At 42.3% G+C, this 20,060-nt stretch carries 16 protein-coding genes; 13 read left to right on the top strand and 3 right to left on the bottom strand.

Annotated elements, in window-relative coordinates; translation table 11 throughout:
* Positions 1 to 25: 25 nt before the first annotated feature.
* The 3 genes from ACP8HI_RS03265 to cysI all read left to right on the top strand — a co-directional run bounded on the left by ACP8HI_RS03265 (position 26) and on the right by cysI (position 5,830).
* Positions 26 to 1,756: a methyl-accepting chemotaxis protein gene (locus ACP8HI_RS03265; protein ID WP_438349710.1), complete on the top strand. Its 1,731-nt coding sequence runs from the start codon at positions 26 to 28 to the stop codon at positions 1,754 to 1,756.
* 472 nt (positions 1,757 to 2,228) lie between these two features.
* Complete coding sequence (locus ACP8HI_RS03270; protein ID WP_438351690.1) at positions 2,229 to 4,070, top strand: assimilatory sulfite reductase (NADPH) flavoprotein subunit; 1,842 nt, start codon at positions 2,229 to 2,231, stop codon at positions 4,068 to 4,070.
* A 35-nt stretch (positions 4,071 to 4,105) separates the two neighbouring features.
* Entirely contained in the window at positions 4,106 to 5,830 is a 1,725-nt protein-coding gene (gene cysI / locus ACP8HI_RS03275) for an assimilatory sulfite reductase (NADPH) hemoprotein subunit (protein ID WP_438349711.1), read from the top strand.
* Positions 5,831 to 5,945: 115 nt separating this feature from the next.
* Here the strand turns inward: cysI and ACP8HI_RS03280 are convergent, their stop codons facing one another.
* The gene (locus tag ACP8HI_RS03280; protein ID WP_438349712.1) at positions 5,946 to 6,782 is read right to left on the bottom strand and encodes a patatin-like phospholipase family protein; all 837 of its coding nucleotides are present in this window, start codon (positions 6,780 to 6,782) and stop codon (positions 5,946 to 5,948) included.
* A 302-nt stretch (positions 6,783 to 7,084) separates the two neighbouring features.
* On the opposite strand from ACP8HI_RS03280, the gene ACP8HI_RS03285 reads away from it, so the two are divergent.
* Together ACP8HI_RS03285 and nspC are read left to right on the top strand one after the other, a co-directional pair.
* A complete protein-coding gene (locus ACP8HI_RS03285) occupies positions 7,085 to 8,284 on the top strand; it encodes a saccharopine dehydrogenase family protein (protein ID WP_438349713.1) in 1,200 nt (399 codons plus the stop codon).
* Between the two features lie 16 nt (positions 8,285 to 8,300).
* Entirely contained in the window at positions 8,301 to 9,440 is a 1,140-nt protein-coding gene (nspC, locus tag ACP8HI_RS03290) for a carboxynorspermidine decarboxylase (protein ID WP_438351691.1), read from the top strand.
* A gap of 61 nt (positions 9,441 to 9,501) precedes the next feature.
* On the opposite strand, the gene ACP8HI_RS03295 is transcribed toward nspC, so the two are convergent.
* Positions 9,502 to 10,383: a LysR family transcriptional regulator gene (locus ACP8HI_RS03295; protein ID WP_438349714.1), complete on the bottom strand. Its 882-nt coding sequence runs from the start codon at positions 10,381 to 10,383 to the stop codon at positions 9,502 to 9,504.
* A 240-nt stretch (positions 10,384 to 10,623) separates the two neighbouring features.
* Here ACP8HI_RS03295 and ACP8HI_RS03300 point away from each other — a divergent pair, with 240 nt between their 5' ends.
* The 4 genes from ACP8HI_RS03300 (at position 10,624) to pstB (ending at position 14,232) form a co-directional block, all read left to right on the top strand.
* Complete coding sequence (locus ACP8HI_RS03300) at positions 10,624 to 11,577, top strand: phosphate ABC transporter substrate-binding protein (protein WP_438349715.1); 954 nt, start codon at positions 10,624 to 10,626, stop codon at positions 11,575 to 11,577.
* Between the two features lie 88 nt (positions 11,578 to 11,665).
* Complete coding sequence (pstC, locus tag ACP8HI_RS03305) at positions 11,666 to 12,571, top strand: phosphate ABC transporter permease subunit PstC (protein ID WP_438349716.1); 906 nt, start codon at positions 11,666 to 11,668, stop codon at positions 12,569 to 12,571.
* Positions 12,568 to 13,464: a phosphate ABC transporter permease PstA gene (gene pstA, locus ACP8HI_RS03310; RefSeq protein WP_438349717.1), complete on the top strand. Its 897-nt coding sequence runs from the start codon at positions 12,568 to 12,570 to the stop codon at positions 13,462 to 13,464. Before pstC ends, pstA begins: the two co-directional genes overlap by 4 nt.
* A gap of 12 nt (positions 13,465 to 13,476) precedes the next feature.
* Positions 13,477 to 14,232 carry a phosphate ABC transporter ATP-binding protein PstB gene (gene pstB / locus ACP8HI_RS03315; protein WP_438349718.1) on the top strand — a complete coding sequence of 252 codons (756 nt, stop codon included), beginning with the start codon at positions 13,477 to 13,479 and terminating at the stop codon, positions 14,230 to 14,232.
* Positions 14,233 to 14,311: 79 nt separating this feature from the next.
* On the opposite strand, the gene ACP8HI_RS03320 is transcribed toward pstB, so the two are convergent.
* On the bottom strand, positions 14,312 to 15,148 hold the full coding sequence (locus tag ACP8HI_RS03320; protein ID WP_438349719.1) for a sugar phosphate isomerase/epimerase family protein: 837 nt from the start codon (positions 15,146 to 15,148) through the stop codon (positions 14,312 to 14,314).
* A 216-nt stretch (positions 15,149 to 15,364) separates the two neighbouring features.
* On the opposite strand from ACP8HI_RS03320, the gene ACP8HI_RS03325 reads away from it, so the two are divergent.
* The 4 genes from ACP8HI_RS03325 to ACP8HI_RS03340 all read left to right on the top strand — a co-directional run bounded on the left by ACP8HI_RS03325 (position 15,365) and on the right by ACP8HI_RS03340 (position 19,985).
* Positions 15,365 to 15,937, top strand: coding sequence for a DUF1349 domain-containing protein (locus ACP8HI_RS03325; protein ID WP_438349720.1), 573 nt, complete (start codon positions 15,365 to 15,367; stop codon positions 15,935 to 15,937).
* 454 nt (positions 15,938 to 16,391) lie between these two features.
* Positions 16,392 to 18,230: an ABC transporter ATP-binding protein gene (locus ACP8HI_RS03330; protein ID WP_438349721.1), complete on the top strand. Its 1,839-nt coding sequence runs from the start codon at positions 16,392 to 16,394 to the stop codon at positions 18,228 to 18,230.
* Complete coding sequence (locus ACP8HI_RS03335) at positions 18,205 to 18,885, top strand: response regulator transcription factor (RefSeq protein ID WP_438349722.1); 681 nt, start codon at positions 18,205 to 18,207, stop codon at positions 18,883 to 18,885. Before ACP8HI_RS03330 ends, ACP8HI_RS03335 begins: the two co-directional genes overlap by 26 nt.
* Complete coding sequence (locus ACP8HI_RS03340; protein WP_438349723.1) at positions 18,882 to 19,985, top strand: sensor histidine kinase; 1,104 nt, start codon at positions 18,882 to 18,884, stop codon at positions 19,983 to 19,985. The genes ACP8HI_RS03335 and ACP8HI_RS03340 overlap by 4 nt, the downstream gene beginning before the upstream one ends.
* Positions 19,986 to 20,060: the final 75 nt, after the last annotated feature.

Raw genomic sequence — 20,060 nt, forward strand, 5'->3', positions numbered from 1 at the left:
GAAGGGAAATACCTTGCACCTTTCTATGAAATGGAAGTTAATTTTAAGCTTCTCTGCTGTTGCTCTAATATTTCTGGGGGTGGCACTTTATCAGAGTCATACAATAAAGCTCGTACAATCCTCAATGGAAATCCAACAAATAGAGATGGAGAAAAGAATTACCGTCGCACAAATGACTCAACTGTTGCAAGAGTTGAATGGATTGGAAACTTCGCTTGCTCAGTCTAGCGATCTTAAATTTGCGGATTCTTTCAAGCAAACGCAGCATAAACTTAATACGAAATTAGCTAGGGTGACTTTTGAGGGAAATACAGGAGCATTCAACAATTTACAACTTCTACAAAGTCAGATTGAGAAATATAGAGGGAATATGGATGAATTAATCAGTATAATTGAGACTCAAGAACGGAACCCATTGACGGTCCTCGCGAAGATGGATAACTTACATATCGAAGCACTTGCCATGAATCAAGCAATGCTTAATACGAATGAACAATTGTACATGGCGGCAGAAGAGAATGCACAAAAGGCAGAAGATTATTCATTTATTTTATTACACGATACAACATCTATTACTACTTATGCTGCGATTCTCGTAATTCTTATGACGCTTGTTATAGCGATAGTACTTATTCGTTCCTTTACATCTCCGGTAAACAAGCTACAATCGGCTCTCCATAAAATTTCGGAAGGTGATCTGCGCTATCAGATTAATTCTTCATATCACGACGAGCTAGGTCAACTGAGTCATCATTTCGATCATATGGTACAGAGGGTAAGGGACATGCTTCAGCAAACGCAATCGGCAGCATCCTCCTTAGCGACTTACGCGCACTCCTTCCAACAATCTTCAGCGATTACTGCTCACACGAATCGGGATATTGTGAAGACAATTCAGGAAATATCTGTTGGAGCGGGACAACAAGCTGAACAATCCGAGCATAGTGCGAGTCTGATCCAAGAGTTAGAACAAGGAGTTCATGAAATCACGGAATATACGAAGGTTATGGTATTGACGAGTGAAACGGCTAATAACAATACCCGTAAAGGGTTTGAGGCTGTCACTGACTTACGGATCGTATCCGAACAATCTCGTGATTCGATAGCAAATGTATATGATGCGTTAATTAAGTTAGTGGAGAAATCGAAGCAAATATCGAGAATTACCAATTCGATTACAGAAATCTCGACTCAAACGAATCTTCTCTCATTGAATGCAGCTATTGAGGCAGCACAGGCGGGAGCCTATGGAAAGGGATTTTCCGTTATTGCAGCTGAAGTGAGGAAGTTGTCAGTACAAACGAAAGAATCATCCGTTCATATCGGAACAATAATCAATGATTTGCAATCGGGTATGATCGATTTTCAAAGAGATATGCTTGTGACGAAAGGGAACTTTGAGAAGCAGGATCATAAAGTAGCAGAGACTCTTTCATCTTTTGATGCTATTGACCATTCTATAGAAGAGATTAGTAGGCAGATTGGACAAATCCACGATAAGGTGAATATAACCCGGACTAACAATGCCAGACTTTCTGAATCTGTTCATTGTGTTGCTTCCATTGCTGAAGAGACTGCAGCGGGAGTTCAGGAAGTGAACGCATCAAGTATAGAGCAGGACAACGCTATAAGTGATATTGCCGAGCAAGCCATCAAGATCAATGAAATTTCACAAATGCTGTTCCAGGAAATTAATGTGTTCAAGATTCATGTTGAAGAGCCTGATGAGGTTAATCAAGTTGACGTCCTACTATAAGAGGAAGTTCAAAAAGTCATCTTTTGATCACGAAGTATTCCGAGAAGCGTATTCGACATCGAAGATTGAATTCAGCCGGTCCTAGCGTATGCTTTCGAAGTATGTTTCTTCTGGAAACATTTCAGGGGCTCACGTAGGTACTGCAAGCGTAGGCTTCCGAAGTCGTTTTCTACGAAAACGTGTAGCTCCGCTCCTCACTCCCTTGCTTCATCCAATCTTCTCGGTGCTGAAAAGCTGACTTTTTGAACTCGAACTATAAGAAAAACTTATGATTCCATTGTGATACTGTGATTGGACTAATGGGTTAATCTGAAACTATAATTAAATATAAGAAAGTTATCGGAATTTGAGCGATTGTATAATCTCATTGACCTTATTGTCGCTTTATGATAGGTTGGAATAATCTATTGACTAATTCATATGTGTATACTTGGTTTTAAAATGAATGTATTTCTTTGTGAGGTGGATAATGTTGCAACTTCAGGTAATGAACAGCCCTTTTAATCAGGAGCAAGTAGAACTACTCAATCGTCTCTTGCCAACACTAACGGAGACACAACAGATCTGGCTTAGCGGATTTCTTACGGCTAGCCAAAGTGCGTCATCACAGTTGACACCAAACGCTGTCGTGCAATCTATTTCGGAGGTACCAGCAGCACTCATTACGAACAGTCCTGTTGCTGTTTCTCGAGAAGTGACAGTACTCTTCGGGTCTCAGACAGGTAATTGCCAAAGATTAGCGAAGGGGCTAACCCTTAAGTTGGAAGAGCAAGGATTTAAGGTGGTACTCTCTTCCATGAGCAACTTCAAATCCAATAGCTTAAAGCAGGTACAGAATTTACTGATCCTCGTGAGTACCCATGGGGAAGGAGATGCACCTGATAACGCTTTACCTTTCTATGAATTCCTACATAGTAAGCGAGCACCACAATTGAAGGACCTACAGTTCTCGGTGCTAGCTTTAGGTGATACTTCCTATGAGTTCTATTGTAAAACAGGTAAGGATTTCGACACGCGTTTAGAAGAGTTAGGTGGAAACCGACTTACTCCACGTGTTGATTGTGATTTAGATTATGATGAACCTGCGGCAGAGTGGTTTGACAATGTACTAGCTAGCCTGAGTGAAACATCAGAAACATCTGTTGCTGCAGGAGCTGTCACAGCAATTGGGAACGGGATATCAGCGACGTATTCTAGAACGTCTCCTTTTAAGGCTGAAGTGCTTGAGAATTTGAATCTTAATGGTCGTGGATCAGACCGCGAAACGCGTCATCTTGAGCTATCTCTTGAGGGATCCCATTTGCAGTACGAACCAGGTGACTGTGTAGGTATCTTCCCAGAGAACAGTGCCAACTTAGTGGACGCACTGATCGGGCAGATGGGTTGGAAGGCTGAAGAGCTCGTTCCGATCAATAAAAAAGGCGAAGAACGTCCGCTTCGTGAGGCGTTACTAAGTAATTTAGAGATTACCGTGCTTACCAAGCCGTTATTGGAGCAAGCCGCGAAGCTTACCCCGAACAATGATCTGCATGAACTTCTAAAGCCAGGTCATGAGCAAGAACTTAGGGCTTATCTAAGCGAGCGAGATTTATTAGATTTGGTGCAGGATTTCACTCCTTGGGAAGCTTCTGCCCGTGAGTTCGTATCGATCTTGCGGAAGATGCCTCATCGTCTCTATTCGATTGCTAGTAGTTCAAAGGCCAACCCTGATGAAGTTCATCTTACCATCCGTACAGTGAGCTACGAAGTGAATGGACGCGAGCGATATGGTGTATGTTCTACACAGTGTGCAGAACGATTGGAATCAGGTGATTCTTTGCCGATATATATTCATCAGAACCCTAATTTCAAGCTTCCTGCCAATCCAGAAACACCGATCATTATGATTGGACCTGGTACTGGTGTAGCTCCGTTCCGTGCTTTTGTCGAAGAACGGGCGGAGACGGGTGCACAAGGGAAGAATTGGTTGTTCTATGGAGATCAGCATTTCCTGACAGATTTCCTCTATCAACTGGACTTCCAACGCTGGGTTAAGGAAGGTGTCCTAACACGGATGGATGTCGCATTCTCCCGCGATACGGACAAGAAGGTGTATGTGCAACATCGTATGCTTGAGAAGAGCCAAGAGCTCTACCAATGGTTGCTGGAAGGTGCCTCCGTATATATTTGTGGTGATGAGAAACATATGGCTCATGATGTCCACAACACCTTAATTAAGATACTTGAACAAGAGGGCGGCAAGAGCAACGAGGAAGCGGTAGCATACCTTGCTGATATGCAACAGCAGAATCGCTATCAGCGCGACGTATATTGAGACATAAGAACGAAAGTGAAAGGAGCGAGCAATAAATGACGCACAATAAAACGGTTACGGTACAAGATGGCCCACCAAGCGATGTTGAAGACATCAAGATACGGAGTCTCTACCTGCGGGGGGAACTTGAAGAAGCGCTCAAAGACGGGATCACTGGATCCATGTCTGAGGACGAGAATCGGCTGATGAAATTCCACGGTAGCTATATGCAGGATGATAGAGATTTACGGAATGAACGGCAAAGGCAAAAGTTGGAAGCTGCTTACCAGTTCATGGTGCGTATACGCGCACCTGGTGGAGTCCTTACTTCTGCACAATGGTTAGAGATGGATCGAATTGCTCGGGAATATACCACTGGATCCATTCGAATTACTACTCGGCAAGCCATCCAATTTCATGGAATTCTGAAATGGAACTTAAAGAAGAGTATACGAACGATTAACGACGCGTTACTGACTACGCTGGCCGCTTGTGGTGATGTGAACCGGAATATCATGTGTAATCCAAATCCTTATCAATCTGAGGTTCATGCGGAAGTGTATGAATGGGCGACGAAGGTGAGCGATCACTTGTCCCCACGGACCAATGCCTATCATGAGATTTGGCTCGATGGTGAAAAGGTAGTGGACACCGATAAGAATGAGGAAGAAATTGAACCGATTTACGGAAAGGTCTATCTACCGCGCAAATTCAAAATTGGTGTGGCAGTGCCACCTAACAATGATGTGGACGTCTTTTCCCAAGACCTTGGCTTGATTGCTATTTATGAAGAAGGGAAACTCAAGGGATTCAACGTTGCAGTCGGTGGCGGGATGGGTATGACTTATGGTGATACACAGACGTATCCGCAATTAGCCCGGGTTATTGGATTCTGCACGCCAGAACAGATCATCGATGTGGCGGAGAAGACGGTTATGATACAGCGTGATTATGGGAATCGTTCGGTTCGTAAATACGCACGTTTCAAATACACGATCGACAGATACGGAATCGAGTGGTTTGTTAACGAACTTCAGGACAGACTTGGCTGGAAACTTGAGGGAGCACGACCTTATGAGTTTAAACATAATGGGGATCGTTATGGCTGGATCAAGGGAACTAACGGCAAATGGTATCTGACCCTCTATATTCAGAGTGGCCGGATTGAAGACCAAGAAAATTATCCGTTGATGACTGGCCTTCGAGAAATTGCCAAGATTCATACAGGAGATTTCCGACTCAGTCCGAACCAGAACCTTGTCATTGGTAACGTGACAAGTCAGAAGAAGCGTAAAATTGAAGCTTTGATAGAGGAGTATGGACTCACGGATGGATTGCACTATTCCGCATTACGAAGAAGTTCTATTTCTTGTGTAGCCCTACCGACTTGTGGGATGGCTATGGCTGAAGCAGAGCGTTATCTTCCTTCTCTATTGGACAAAATAGAGCCTATTCTAGCGGAGGTTGGATTGAGCGAAGAGGAAATCAATATTCGTATTACGGGCTGTCCTAACGGCTGCGCTCGACCAGCTCTGGGTGAAATTGCATTTATGGGTAAGGGTCCTGGTAAATACAATATGTATCTGGGTGCAGGATTTGCCGGTGAACGATTGAATAAGATGTACCGGGAGAATATCGGAGAAGAAGAAATTCTATCCATATTAAATCCGATGTTTCATCAGTTTGCAAAGGAACGTCAGAACGGCGAACATTTCGGTGATTTCGTCGTCCGTGTTGGGCATGTTAAAGCGGTTCAATCCGGAACCGATTTTCACGCTTAGACCATCGGTGTGAGATAGACATACACAGGTTTGAAATGAATAGTAAGACCGTACAACATACGGTCTTATTTCTTGTTTCTAGTCCCCAAATGGGGGTGATTTGTAACTCGTCACCTCAGACAAATAGTTTGTGAATGACTTTCATATGGTCGCTAGCCAAGTCGTAGCCATGCTGGTAGGCATCCCTTAGTTTGTTGATATCTTTCTCAAAGCTGTTAAGAGATCGCTTAGGACGAAGGATGATAGCCCGCCCTTCTTGTTCTAATTGCTCACAGAACTTCACAGTTTCATTATATCTATTGTGTCTAGTTAGTAAGACTTCCTCAAGATGGGGATATTTACTTTTAAATAACTTGCCAATCATCGCATTTTGCTTGCTAGATTGCTTAACGTAGCCTTTCGGTTGGGTCAGTACGATAAGATGCTGTTTATTGCCATCTGCGATGGATTTGCGAATGGGGATCGGATCAGATAATCCACCGTCATAATAGTTATATCCGTTCATTTCAATTGCAGGGAAGTACATGGGAATGGCACATGTAGCTCGTAACATAGTCGACTTTTTATCAATATGCATTCCATTCATATATTCCGGCAATCCAGTTTGGGCATTAGTGACACCCACTAGAAGTTGTCCACTGTAGCTATGGAAAGTCTTCAGATCAAAGGGGAGTAACTTATTTGGGATATCATCGAATACAAAGTCTAATCCAAATAGGCTACGACTACGCAGAAAATTTCGGTAACCTATATATCGTTTATCATGACGATACTTTTCAAGGATCTCTAAATTTCTCTGTTTCTGTTTAGAGATATAAGAGAATCCATTGCTGATTCCTGCAGACACACCAATACAATAAGGGAACATCAACTCCTGATCTAGTAGCGCATCCATGACACCTGCACTGAATATAGGACGAAGTGTTCCTCCTTCTAGAATTAAGCTGGGCACGTATTTTCACCTCTCAGATTTACTATGTAAGGATGAACATATCCTATAAAATAGTGTAGCGCTGTAAATGACTAAAATCAATATTAATTCCACTAAATGCCAAGTGCTTCTATGTGTGTTACTTTAATGATTTAAAACGATGGTATATGAAGAATGTTGATGAATTCTAGAGGGATTATGGATAAAGGAAGCGATTTTCATGAAAAATGATAGATTATTGTCGTTTTCATTGATTATTTGTATAATATTTTGTATAATCGTTCTTGTTGATTTTGCATATGAATTATAGGAGGTTATCAATTTTGGGAAAAGCTTTGATTATTGGCGCTGGCGGCGTTTCGAGTGTTGTTGTTCACAAATGTTGCCAGAACCCGGATGTTTTTGAAGAGATTTGCATAGCAAGTAGGACTGTTTCAAAATGCGAAGCTCTAAAAAATAAATTGGCCGGAGGCCGTACGATTATTCACACGGCTCAGCTGGATGCTGATAATACTGATGAGGTAATTGAGTTGATTAAGAGTTTCGGGCCAGATGTAGTGATCAACGTGGCTCTCCCTTATCAGGACTTGACCATTATGGATGCATGCCTTGCAACAGGTGTTCATTACGTGGACACTGCTAACTATGAACCACTGGATACGCCAAAGTTTGAATACAAATGGCAGTGGGATTATAGAGAGAGATTCGAAAAAGCAGGTATTACAGCGCTACTAGGGAGCGGATTTGACCCAGGCGTTACTGGCGTTTTCGTTGCACATGCGCAAAAACATCATTTTGATGAGATTCATTCCATTGATATAGTGGATGCGAACGCTGGCGATCATGGCTATGCCTTTGCAACAAATTTCAATCCTGAAATAAATATTCGTGAGATTACAGCTAAAGGTCGTTATTTTGAAAATGGTGAATGGATTGAAACGGAACCACTTTCTGAGAAAAAGGTTTATGATCTTCCAGAAATCGGTCCGAAGGACATCTATCTTTTGTACCATGAAGAATTAGAATCCTTAGCCGTTAATATTAAAGGTGTTAAAAAGATCAGATTCTGGATGACATTCTCACAGAATTATCTTAATCATTTACGTGTGCTTGAAAATGTGGGGATGACCTCCATCGAGCCTATCATATACGAAGGTAAAGAGATCGTTCCTCTTCAATTCTTAAAGGCGATTCTGCCAGATCCAGCTTCACTGGGTTCAAGAACAAAAGGGAAAACAAATATTGGGTGTATTATCCAAGGAACCAAAGACGGAAAGCCTAAATCTTATTATGTTTACAATGTTTGTGTACATGAGGAATGTTATGCAGAGGTTGGTTCTCAAGCAATTTCATACACAACAGGAGTTCCTGCAATGATTGGTGCCATGCTAATTATCAAAGGTATCTGGAAAAAACCTGGTGTATACAATGTTGAAGAGTTTGATCCAGATCCATTTATGGAAGCTTTGAATAAGCATGGATTGCCTTGGCAAGAGGATTTCTCGCCAACGCTACTGGATTGAGGGATACAGAATGAGCATAGACATTGATATTAGTGCGCTACCGTCTCCCTGTTATATTATAGATGAAAGACTTCTTATTAAAAATCTTGAAGTTCTGAATTCCGTTCAAGAGCGTACAGGAGCTAGCATTCTTCTTGCTTTAAAGGGATTTTCCATGTTTTCCGTATTCCCTTTGGTAGGACAGTATTTAAAGGGTGTAACTTCGAGCTCATTATTTGAGGCCAGACTTGGTTACGAAAAAATGGGTAAGGAAGTACATGCTTATGCTCCCGCTTATATTGACGGAGAATTTGATGAACTTCTGGGTTATGTTGATCATCTTGTGTTTAATTCCTTTGATCAATGGAATAAATATAAGGACAAAGTAAAGAATGTTCATTCGAAGAAAATTGAATGTGGCATTCGCGTCAATCCTGAATATTCTGAAATTGAGACTCCACTGTATGATCCTTGTTATGATCATTCAAGACTTGGAGTGACGCTATCCAATTTTAGACCTGAAGATCTAGAAGGTATTGACGGAATTCATTTCCACACCATGTGCGAACAAAACTCGGACACCCTTGAGCGTACGGTCAAAGTGGTGGAAGAGAAGTTCGGTGAATATATCCATGGCATGAAGTGGCTTAATTTAGGTGGAGGCCATCACATTACGCGACCTGATTATGATATTGAAACGCTTGTCCGGACGATTCTATATCTTAAGGAAAAGTATTCAGTAGATATATATCTGGAACCGGGTGAGGCGATCGCTTTGAATACAGGATATCTTGTTGCTACAGTACTTGATATTGTAGACAATGGGATGAACATTGCTATTCTAGATACCTCCGCTGAATGCCATATGCCCGATGTGCTCGCTATGCCGTATAGACCGAGTATTATAGATGCAGGAACACCAGGAGAGTATGAGCATACCTACAGACTTGGTGGAATGACCTGTCTTGCTGGAGATGTCATTGGCGACTATTCATTCAAAGAACCTTTGAAACCTGGTGACAAGCTTGTATTCTGTGATATGGGGCACTATACCATGGTTAAGAATCATATGTTCAATGGAGTGAATCTTCCTTCAATTGCAACATATAGCGAAGCTGATGGGATCAAAATCATTAGACAATTCAGTTATGAAGACTACAGCTCCCGTTTATCTTAATAAATATACTAAAGCCGTTAGATACTTGGTTTTTACCAAGTATCTAACGGCTTTTTTTTTTTTACAAAGTATAATTTCGAGCAAACTCCACAAACTCATTACGTAGTGAATGTTGAGTTGGATCGTGTTGGAAGGCAATGACTGACTTTATCATGGCAGTGGTATCGTTTGGAATAGGAAGACATTTGAGAACGCCAAGTTCAAGTTCCTGTTGAACGCTTCGTTTGGGAAAGAACGTGATATGATGTCCAGCCTGTACGGATATCTTGATCGCTTCAGGTGAATCAAGCTGAATTCGTTCCCATAGGTGGATGTTATTGTTGTTGGACCATTCATGTGTAAATTGTTTGACGAAGGAACCTTCAGCATGCTGAATGAAAAATTCCATGGCAATAAGTTGAGGTTCGAGATGTTGAAGATTCGCGAAACGATGATTAGCTCCAAAGATGACTACTATTTCATCATCAAATATAGATTGAGTAGTGGTTAGCTCTTCATCCGATAGCTGCTGAACCTTTGCGTGATACAAAGCAACATCGATTTCACGATCACTTAACAAGGTTCTGATGGTCTGAGTTGGAGTTACAATGACTTGGAGTTGAATGCCCGTATGGCGTTTGGTGAAGGCAGTAATCAGTTGAGGCAACGGGAACGTACTAGTACCACAATCCGCACCAATGCGTAGAGTACCTTTATCTAATAAGGTGTAATCTTGAACAACCTTTTTCGCTTCGGCGGCTAGTCCTGTAATTTTCAAGGCGTAAGGGTAGAGTGCTTGCCCTGCCTCAGTTAGCACCATGCGTCCTCTCTTTGATTCGAATAGGACTGTGCCTAATTCCTCTTCTAGGCTCTTCATATGGAAAGTTACGGAGGGTTGTTTCATATTCATTTCTCGTGCAACATCGGTCACTTTTTTATATTTCTCTATATGCACAAGGATCATTAATTTAATGATATTGATGTTTCTCCCACCTTATTAAGTTTGACATAGGATAGATGATCATCCTTCGTATCATTATAGATAAAATCTATACATAAATAAAGTTTATATGGAGAGATTTATTGTTAAGTTTACAAAAGAACGATTTTGAAAAAATGATTGAGAACTATAATGAGATTGTGAGTTACGAGAAAACAACTCATCATGACGAATTTAGATATAAATAGGAGGAGAAATTAACGAATGAAATTCAAAAAGCCATTTCTTATGTTGGGATCACTCGCACTAGTTATTGCACTAGCAGCATGTGGTACAAACAATGCAACAAACAACGGAACGAACCAAGGGGCAGCTAATACTACAGACACAGAAACAAAGAAAGAAGAAGTTCTAAGTGGATCTATTCTTGCAGTTGGGTCAACGGCATTACAACCATTGGTTGAACAAGTAGGGCAGAAGTTTATGGCTGATGCAAGATATTCGAAAGTAGCAGTACAAGTACAGGGTGGCGGTAGCGGAACAGGACTTACGCAAGTATCTGGCGGACAAGCGGATATTGGTAACTCCGACGTATTTGCCGAAGAGAAGCTAAAAGATGCTGATGCAGATAAGGCGAAGGAATTGGTGGATCATCAAGTAGCAGTCGTTTCTATGGCTACGGTAGCGAATAAAGATGTTGGTGTTGATAGCTTGAATAAGCAACAGTTGGTAGATATTTTCTCAGGTAAAATTACGAACTGGAACGAAATAGGTGGAATTGATGAGAAGATTGTTATCATAAACCGCCCAAGTAGCTCAGGAACACGTAGTACTTTTGAGAAATATGCACTTGGTACGAAGGTTGAAGATATTCCAAACTCCATTCTAGAAGAATCATCAGGTAACGTTCGTAAGCTTGTTGCAGAAACACCAGGTGCGATTGGTTATCTTGCATTATCATATCTAAATGAATCCATTAAATCCATTCAATATGATGGCGTTGAAGCTACAGTAGAGAACGTAACATCAGGTGAATATCCAGTGTGGGCTTATGAGCACATGTATACAAAGGGTGAGCCTAACGAAGTAGTAAAAGCCTTCCTAGATTATATGGCTTCAGATGAAGTTCAAAACGGAGACGTTGTTGAACTGGGGTACATTCCAGCATCCCAAATGCAAGTATCCCGTGATGCAGATGGCAACGTTACTAAGAAATAATAGAAGAGATTTACTTAAGATTAGTTAATATTACCAAAAGAGGCGGAATTATCTGCCTCTATTTTCACTTTAAGAAAGTAGGACAACTATGAAAGCGAAAAATCCACCTCCTGTTCTAATTAAAAAACATCATTTGGAAGACTGGATTGGTCGTATTTACACGACCTTTTGTGTATCTCTTCTAGTTATCATTATTGTATCTATGATTTATTTCGTGGCATCTAAAGGACTTGCGACCTTTATTAAAGATGGACTAAATATTGGTGATTTCTTGTTTGGAACAAAGTGGAGTCCAGATGCGGATAATCCACTCTATGGAGCATTGCCATTTATTGCGGGATCCTTTGCAACCTCCATTCTAGCAGCATTAATTGCTAGTCCTTTAAGCATATGTGCTTCACTATTTATGACTGAAATTGTTCCAGGGTGGGGTAAAAGAATTCTTCAACCCGTGATTGAGTTGCTTGCCGGGATCCCATCCGTTGTGTATGGTTTCGTAGGCTTATCCGTGATCGTTCCGTTCTTTCGTAATATATTCCCAGGACAAGGAATTGGGATAGCAGCAGGTGCACTAGTGCTTTCCATTATGATTCTACCAACGATCACCAGTATTACAACCGATGCACTTAGTTCACTTCCTAAAGGATTGAAGGAATCTTCATTTGCCCTGGGTGCTACACGTTGGCAGACGATTTCTGGAGTAGTTATACCAACAGTCCTACCATCCATACTTACTGGGGTAGTCTTAGGGATGGCACGTGCATTTGGTGAAGCGTTAGCAGTACAGATGGTTATTGGGAATGCTCCTCATATTCCTACCTCGTTGTTCCAATCAGCTTCAACACTTACGAGTGTTATTACGTTGAATATGGGGAATACAGTTGGGGGATCCATCGAAAATAATGCTTTATGGAGTATGGCTCTTGCTCTTATGGTCATGACATTCATATTCGTAATCATTGTAAGAGTACTGGAAAGGAGACATAGGACTTGAAACCAAAAACAGCTGATAAAATTGCTACTGGGGTGATTGTCACCTTCTCCTTGATCATTGTTGCTGTATTACTGGCTTTGCTGGGATATATTTTATTCCGTGGACTCAGTCATATTAGTTGGTCATTCTTAACATCAGTTCCACAGACGATTAGAGAAGGTGGGGGGATTGGACCGCAATTATTCAACTCACTATTCTTACTTGTTCTTACATTACTTATTACCATTCCACTGGGCCTGGGAGCAGGGATTTACATGGCGGAATATGCTAAACCGGGTAAAATTACAGGCGCGATTCGCCTCGTTGTTGAAGTGCTGTCTTCTTTTCCATCCATCGTGGTCGGGTTGTTTGGTTTATTGCTTATTGTAAATACATTCGGGTTTGGTTTCTCACTCTTCTCAGGTGCACTAGTACTGACCATTTTCAATTTACCTCTCATGGTGCGTGTTACAGAGCAAGCTTTCAGAGGAGTTGCTAAGGAGCAGAAAGAAGCTGGACTTGCACTTGGGTTATCGAAGTGGAAGATTATTACTTCAATTCTTCTTCCGGTAGCTTTACCGAGTCTTGTAACGGGTACCGTTCTTGCAGCAGGCAGAGTATTCGGTGAGGCGGCAGCACTTCTGTTCACGGCAGGGATGTCCACACCGAGACTTGACTTCACGGATTGGAATCCACTGAGTCCTACGTCACCGATTAATCCATTCCGTCCTGCAGAAACACTGGCAGTTCATATCTGGAAAATAAATAGTGAAGGTCTTGCTCCGGATGCGGCTGCAATTGCAGCGGGAGCTTCAGCAGTACTCGTAATCCTTGTATTAGTATTCAATTTGCTCGCTAGATGGCTAGGAAGAGTAGTATATCGATTCTTTACAGCTTCTAAAGTTATGGAATAGGGGTACAATAATATGCAAACATCCTTTCGAACCGAGAAACTTAGTGTCTTTTATGGAAGTTACGAAGCAGTAAAAGGTATTGATTTGAACTTTCCTGAACAAAGTGTAACGGCTTTAATCGGTCCTTCTGGTTGCGGGAAATCTACATTTCTACGTTCCTTAAACCGCATGAATGATGAAATTGTCGGTTCCAGAATCCAAGGGAAAATTTGGATTGGTGGTGAAGACGTCAATTCACCGGGTACTGACGTTATTGAATTAAGACAAAAAATTGGGATGGTATGGCAACGACCCAATCCTTTTTATAAATCTATTTATGAGAATATTGCCTTTGGACCGAAATATCATGGAATTAAAAATAAACAGAAATTAGATGAGATCGTTGAAGGCAGTTTGAGGAAAGCTGCGCTATGGGATGAAGTGAAGGATCGCTTGAAGCAATCTGCTCTATCCCTATCTGGAGGTCAACAGCAACGGCTTTGTATTGCCCGAGCACTTTCTGTCAATCCTCAAATTCTATTGCTAGATGAGCCTGCGTCGGCACTTGACCCTGTATCAACAGCTAAAGTAGAAGAACTCATTGTGGAATTGAAAAAGGAATTGAGCATCGTTATTGTTACGCATAATATGCAACAGGCGGCGAGAATATCTGACTATACCGCATATTTCTATTTAGGAACTCTGATGGAATATGATGCTACGGATACCATATTCACCAATCCATCCAATCCAAAGACTCAGGATTATATAACAGGTCGATTTGGGTAATGGGTGTTATAGTAAGAAACAATAAAGAACCGCGAATCTTGAGCATAAGGATTCACGGTTTTTAATTTATCCATTCAAATTATTGATCAAATCGTTTGATAATATTTTGTATGCGTTCGATTCCAGCCCACATGTTGCCCTCACGGTCATAAATAATTGAAATCGGCGCGGTGGATGGCGTCTCTGCCAATATAGCAAGCAGACGACAGAACGCTTCCTCATTCACTTCACCTTCTGCTGAATACTCCGGCTTTGCGTGAATAGAATGTGCCAAAGGTGCTCCATAACGGATGCCTTCTTCCTTCTCGTGAGCAGCTAAATTACCAAAGTCTACTATCGTTTGAAAAGAGTTGGGATCACCAGTCACGATGCTTGACCAGCTGTTAACGGTAGACGTTAAGGAACGGAAGTTTTCTGTGACGATTGCAACATTTTTGCCCTCGGCATAGTCTCTTAATTCTTTCAGTGCCTCAATGCTGCGAGCAATGGACGCCTTATCCCCAGCAGGTTGCTCGCCTGCTACAATACGAACGGCTGATGCTCCTGTAATTTGCGCAGTTTCGATCCAGCCTTTTAAATATTTAATATCTGACTCCCGACGTATGGGATTAGGGGAAGAAATATCACCGTAATCAACGAGTAATGTATGAAAGCGTACCCCAGTATCTTCAAATGTATGGCGCAATTGAGTCAGATAGGATGTATCCCGAGATGGGAAGTGGATGTGGCATAATTCCAAATCGGTTAGTCCCCGGTCAGCTGCTATCTTTGGCAATTCGATTAATTCAAACTCGCAAGGTTGATCCTCGACGGTCATTGCTTGTGTGCTCGTTTCTTCATTCCAAAATGTCCATCGCAATGGACCCAAACATCTGTGCAAACTCCAACTACTAATAGACAATCGATTACTCAGCACGGATTCCTCACTCCTATGTCATAGTTTAAGATTCAACTTCTCATATTAAGAAGATTGTACCAGCAGTAGAGATATAAAAAAAGTATTCCCTTTTTGATCAGTCTCTAAATTCGGAGACTAGCTATGACGCTAATTCCTCAATCTTCCAGTTAGCGTCTGGTAGGGCGCGTGAATGTAAGTTATAATAAAAATAAATATAACTTTAGGAGCGATAATATGAATCTATTCGAAAAGTGGTTGAATGAATCTCAGATGGATGAAAAGGATGACCTAATTCAGATCACAGCACCAGCGGAGACGGATTATTTTATCAATCCAGAAAATGGGCAGGTAAAGAACAATGCTCCTTTTTTATATGCCGATATACAAGGTGATTTTGTGTTGCGTGCCAAAGTAAGGCATGATTTCATATCGAAATTTGATGGGGCTGCGCTTTTTATTATGGATAGTGATGATCGCTGGGCAAAGCTTTGTTATGAATATACGGATTTTAATACATATGCTGTAGTCAGCGTTGTAACCAACGGAGTATCTGACGATGCAAACGGCCAGAACCTAACAGATAAAAGTGTATGGCTTCAGATGGGTAGAAAAGGCGATGCATTTGCAATGCATTACTCCACGGATGGGTCTCATTATCAGATGGTAAGAGTTTTTAATCTGAAGGTTTCAGATACGCTAAAAGTAGGAATTGTTTCTCAATCGCCAATCGGCAAAGGTCTGGTCAGTGACTTTTCAGATCTTCAGATTGAAAGAGTGACTATGAAAGATATTAGAGCTGGGAAATAGAACGCAAAGAAGCTACATTCCAGAAGAGAAGAAGAACTCCGTTCCCATAATAATGTCTCATTCGCTATACGGCATGGCTCCTGTATTTTGATCCTGTCCCGGTCTAAAGGATACAGTTAAAACTGAAACGCCACAAAGCAATCTTGGTTTGGCATTCTGCTGGACTAAGGTTGTTTTGTTTTTCCTAAAACCTGTCTTGATTTTATCATTTCTGGGATCACACCACATGCTGCTCTATCTCAATAAATCCTTTTCTGCGACAGTAGCAGTAATGGGTTATATCTCGTGTTATTATGCCTGCTGTCATGCCTTCTATTTTGAATGAATTCCTAATGACGTACACATGACAATGGTTCGTTTAACTTCAGTTTACATAAGAAGATTATTGTATTCTTACGGCAAGAAAGTGTCCTCGGACTCCTTTCATATATCCGAGAAGAAAAGGGGAACATCGATGAATAGAAATACATCCATGAATAAGAAAGCATCCAAACGTCAGCGGGGTACGGCAAGTAAGCCGTTCTTGACTCTATTGAAAGAAACAAAGCCTTCCTATGGTTTACTGGCTATAGCTATTGCACTTAGCGTGATATCAACTCTGGTAGGATTAGTTATTCCTTGGTTTACCAAAAGCTTAGTAGATGGCTTCTCGCTAGCTTCTGTCAGTAGAATGCAAATTGCGGCTATTGCCGGCGCTTTTATCGCGCAGACAATAGCCGGAGGCGTATCTATCTATTTACTGAACTATGTCGGGCAGAAGATGGTTGCAGCTCTTCGTGAACGACTGTGGCGCAAGTTCCTAGTTCTACCTGTGGCGTACTACAACGAAACTCGCACGGGTGAGAGCGTCAGTCGCATGACGAACGACACGGGGGTAATCAAAACGCTGGTATCGGAGCATATTGCAAGCCTCTTTACCGGCGTGATCTCTATTGTTGGTTCGATCTCGGTATTACTCTATTTGAATTGGAAAATGACGCTCGTACTGTTCACTGTGCTTCCGCTGTCTGCACTTATTCTTGTGCCACTTGGGCATAAGATGTACAAAATATCAAAAGGGATGCAGGATGAAACTGCTTCATTCACAGCTACACTAAGTGGAGTATTGTCGGAAATAAGACTGGTTAAGTCCTCCGGGGCAGAACGCAAAGAATATGAGGCTGGGAAAACGGGTATTATGAATCTGCTATCCTTCGGAATCCGTGAGGGTAAGATTAATGCTATGATCAGCCCACTCGTCTCATTTGTGCTTATGATGCTGCTTGTAGTCATCATCGGCTACGGGGGGATGCAGGTTTCGGCGGGTGTTTTGACGGCGGGTGAATTGGTAGCTTTTATTTTGTATTTGATTAATATTGTGATGCCGCTTACTCAACTGACGACATTTTTTACGCAAATTCAGAAAGCGAAAGGTGCCTCGGAGCGTATCATTGAAACACTGGCGGCAGAAGAGGAGAATTACGATGGGGAAGAGAATGTAGATGGTGCAGAGACTGCTATTAGTGTGGAAGGGGTTTCCTTTGGATATAAGACTGGCGAGAATGTGCTGAACAATGTGAATTTCAAGATGCTACCCGGTGAGGTGACCGCGATAGTTGGACCGAGCGGAGGTGGCAAGACGACGTTATTCTCCCTTCTGGAACGGTTCTATGTACCATTATCAGGTGTGATCAAATTCGGGGATAAGCCAGTTTCAACTTTTTCCCTAGCATCTTGGCGCCGTCAAATCGGATATGTATCCCAAGAAAGTCCTCTGCTAGCCGGTACCATTGCCGAGAATTTAGCGTATGGGCTGGAGCGTGAAGTTAGCAGTGATGAAATGAGCAATGCTGCACGAATGGCATATGCCGACGGCTTTATTGAAGAACTACCGGACGGTTATAATACGGATGTGGGAGAACGCGGTGTGAAGTTGTCGGGTGGACAGCGTCAGCGGATTGCGATTGCCAGAGCATTGCTACGCAATCCTTCTATATTAATGTTGGACGAAGCTACCTCCAGTCTGGACAGTCAATCGGAGGCCGTTGTACAAAAGGCACTCTCCAATCTGATGAAGGGACGGACAACGGTTGTCATTGCGCATCGGCTGTCTACGGTTGTGAACGCCGATCAGATTATATTTATGGAGAAGGGTCGGATTACCGGTACGGGAAGGCACGAAGAGCTGCTTCAGAGCCATGAGCTTTACCGACAATTCGCCACTCAGCAACTCCAAGTGCTAGCACCGGAAGGTTATATTAGCGCTGAAGAGGGGGATAGACAGGTATATGACCAAAATATTAGTGGTGGATGACGACCCGCATATCCGCGAGTTAGTTGAAGTGTTTCTAAGGGCCGAGGGGATAGATGAGGTATATGAGGCTTCCGATGGAGTGGAAGCTCTCCATTTCCTCGAAAGCACTGCTGTAGATATGGCTATTATCGATGTAATGATGCCGAATATGGACGGCTGGGAACTATGCAAGCAGCTACGGAAAACCTATGATTTCCCGATTCTTATGTTGACGGCCAAAGGCGAAACTTCTCAAATTGTTAAAGGTTTTGAACTTGGGACGGATGATTATCTAGTGAAGCCGTTTGAGCCGCTGGTGCTCATAGCGAGGGTTAAAGCGCTATTGAAACGCTACCAGATCTCCGCCGCACAAAGTGTAATCATTGGCCGTTTGCGAATGAATCGCAAAACGTACGAGGTATTCTCGGAACATGGAGATATAACCCTACCCCTTAAGGAATATGAACTGCTGTTTAAGCTAGGTAGTTACCCTGGGCAGACACTGACAAGAGATAGACTGATTGAAGACATCTGGGGCTATGATTATGTAGGCAACGAACGTACACTGGATGTACATATTAATCGCCTACGTGAACGTTTTCCCCAGGAGACATATGGGTTTGTTATCCGTACGATCCGAGGGCTGGGTTACCGCTTGGAGGGTGATGTAAGATGAAAAGATTTAGGAAAATAGCCAAGGCTATAATGGGTATATTGGTGTTTTTTACAGCGATTTTTGCTTCATGGACGGTGGCGTATTTTACCTCTCAATTTATTTTTCGGACTTTTGGGATGCCATCCTCGACCTATGTAACCCAAATGATCAGTATGCTAATTCAAATTCCAATTCTTTTCTGTATGGTCGCTATTGCCGGGTTAGCCACGCGCGGACGGGAGAAATCCTTCTATATTTCGATCATTAAGGCGATAAGGCAAATTTCCAAAGGCGATTTCAAGGTTGTATTAGAAAATGATAAACGATACGGTCCGTTTGGGGGAATTGTTGAGGGAATCAATGAGATGGCCAGCGAGCTGAGCCGAATGGAGTTAATGCGTCAGGATTTCATCTCCAATGTATCGCATGAGATTCAGTCGCCGCTGACATCTATCCGCGGTTTTGCACGCGCGTTACAGAATGAGACTCTGAGCCTGGATAGCAGAAGACATTACCTTGATATTATTGAATCGGAAAGTATTCGCCTGTCTGGTCTCAGCGACAATCTGCTGAAGCTGTCAGCGCTGGAGGTAGGTAGCTTCCCGTTTGAGGCTAGAACTTACCGTCTAGATAAGCAGTTACGGGAGATGATACTGGTCTCTGAGCCTCAATGGCTGGGGAAAAATATTGAGGTGGAGGCTGAGCTTGAAGAGATATCTATGCATGCGGTGGAGGATTTGATGAGTCAAGTATGGACGAACTTACTACATAACAGCATCAAGTTTACCCCACGGGGCGGGCTTATTAAGATCCGACTACGGACTATCGATAAGAGAATAGAGGTTGCGATAAAAGATAGTGGCATAGGCATTGTTGAGGAGGACCTGCCCCGCATCTTCGAGCGCTTTTATAAGGTGGATACGGCCAGAAGTTCTAGTGAAGGCGGAAGTGGGCTCGGTCTGCCGCTGGTGAAGAAGATTGTCGAGATTCATGAAGGGAGCGTAACTGTAACAAGCCGACCCGGTGAAGGGACAGCTTTTGTGGTGAGTCTACCGGTACATACATTGAAAGATCGTTTTATAGGTCTGAAATATATGAACCAAGTAAAACAGGAACGTTAAATGCAATAAAGTGAACGATATTGTACGTACAACCCTTCTCTGTGTTATAATGTTGTACGATTTAGAGTTCAACAA

Origin of the sequence: Paenibacillus sp. FA6 (genome assembly GCF_051550225.1) — a bacterium.
Classification (GTDB): domain Bacteria; phylum Bacillota; class Bacilli; order Paenibacillales; family Paenibacillaceae; genus Paenibacillus_AQ.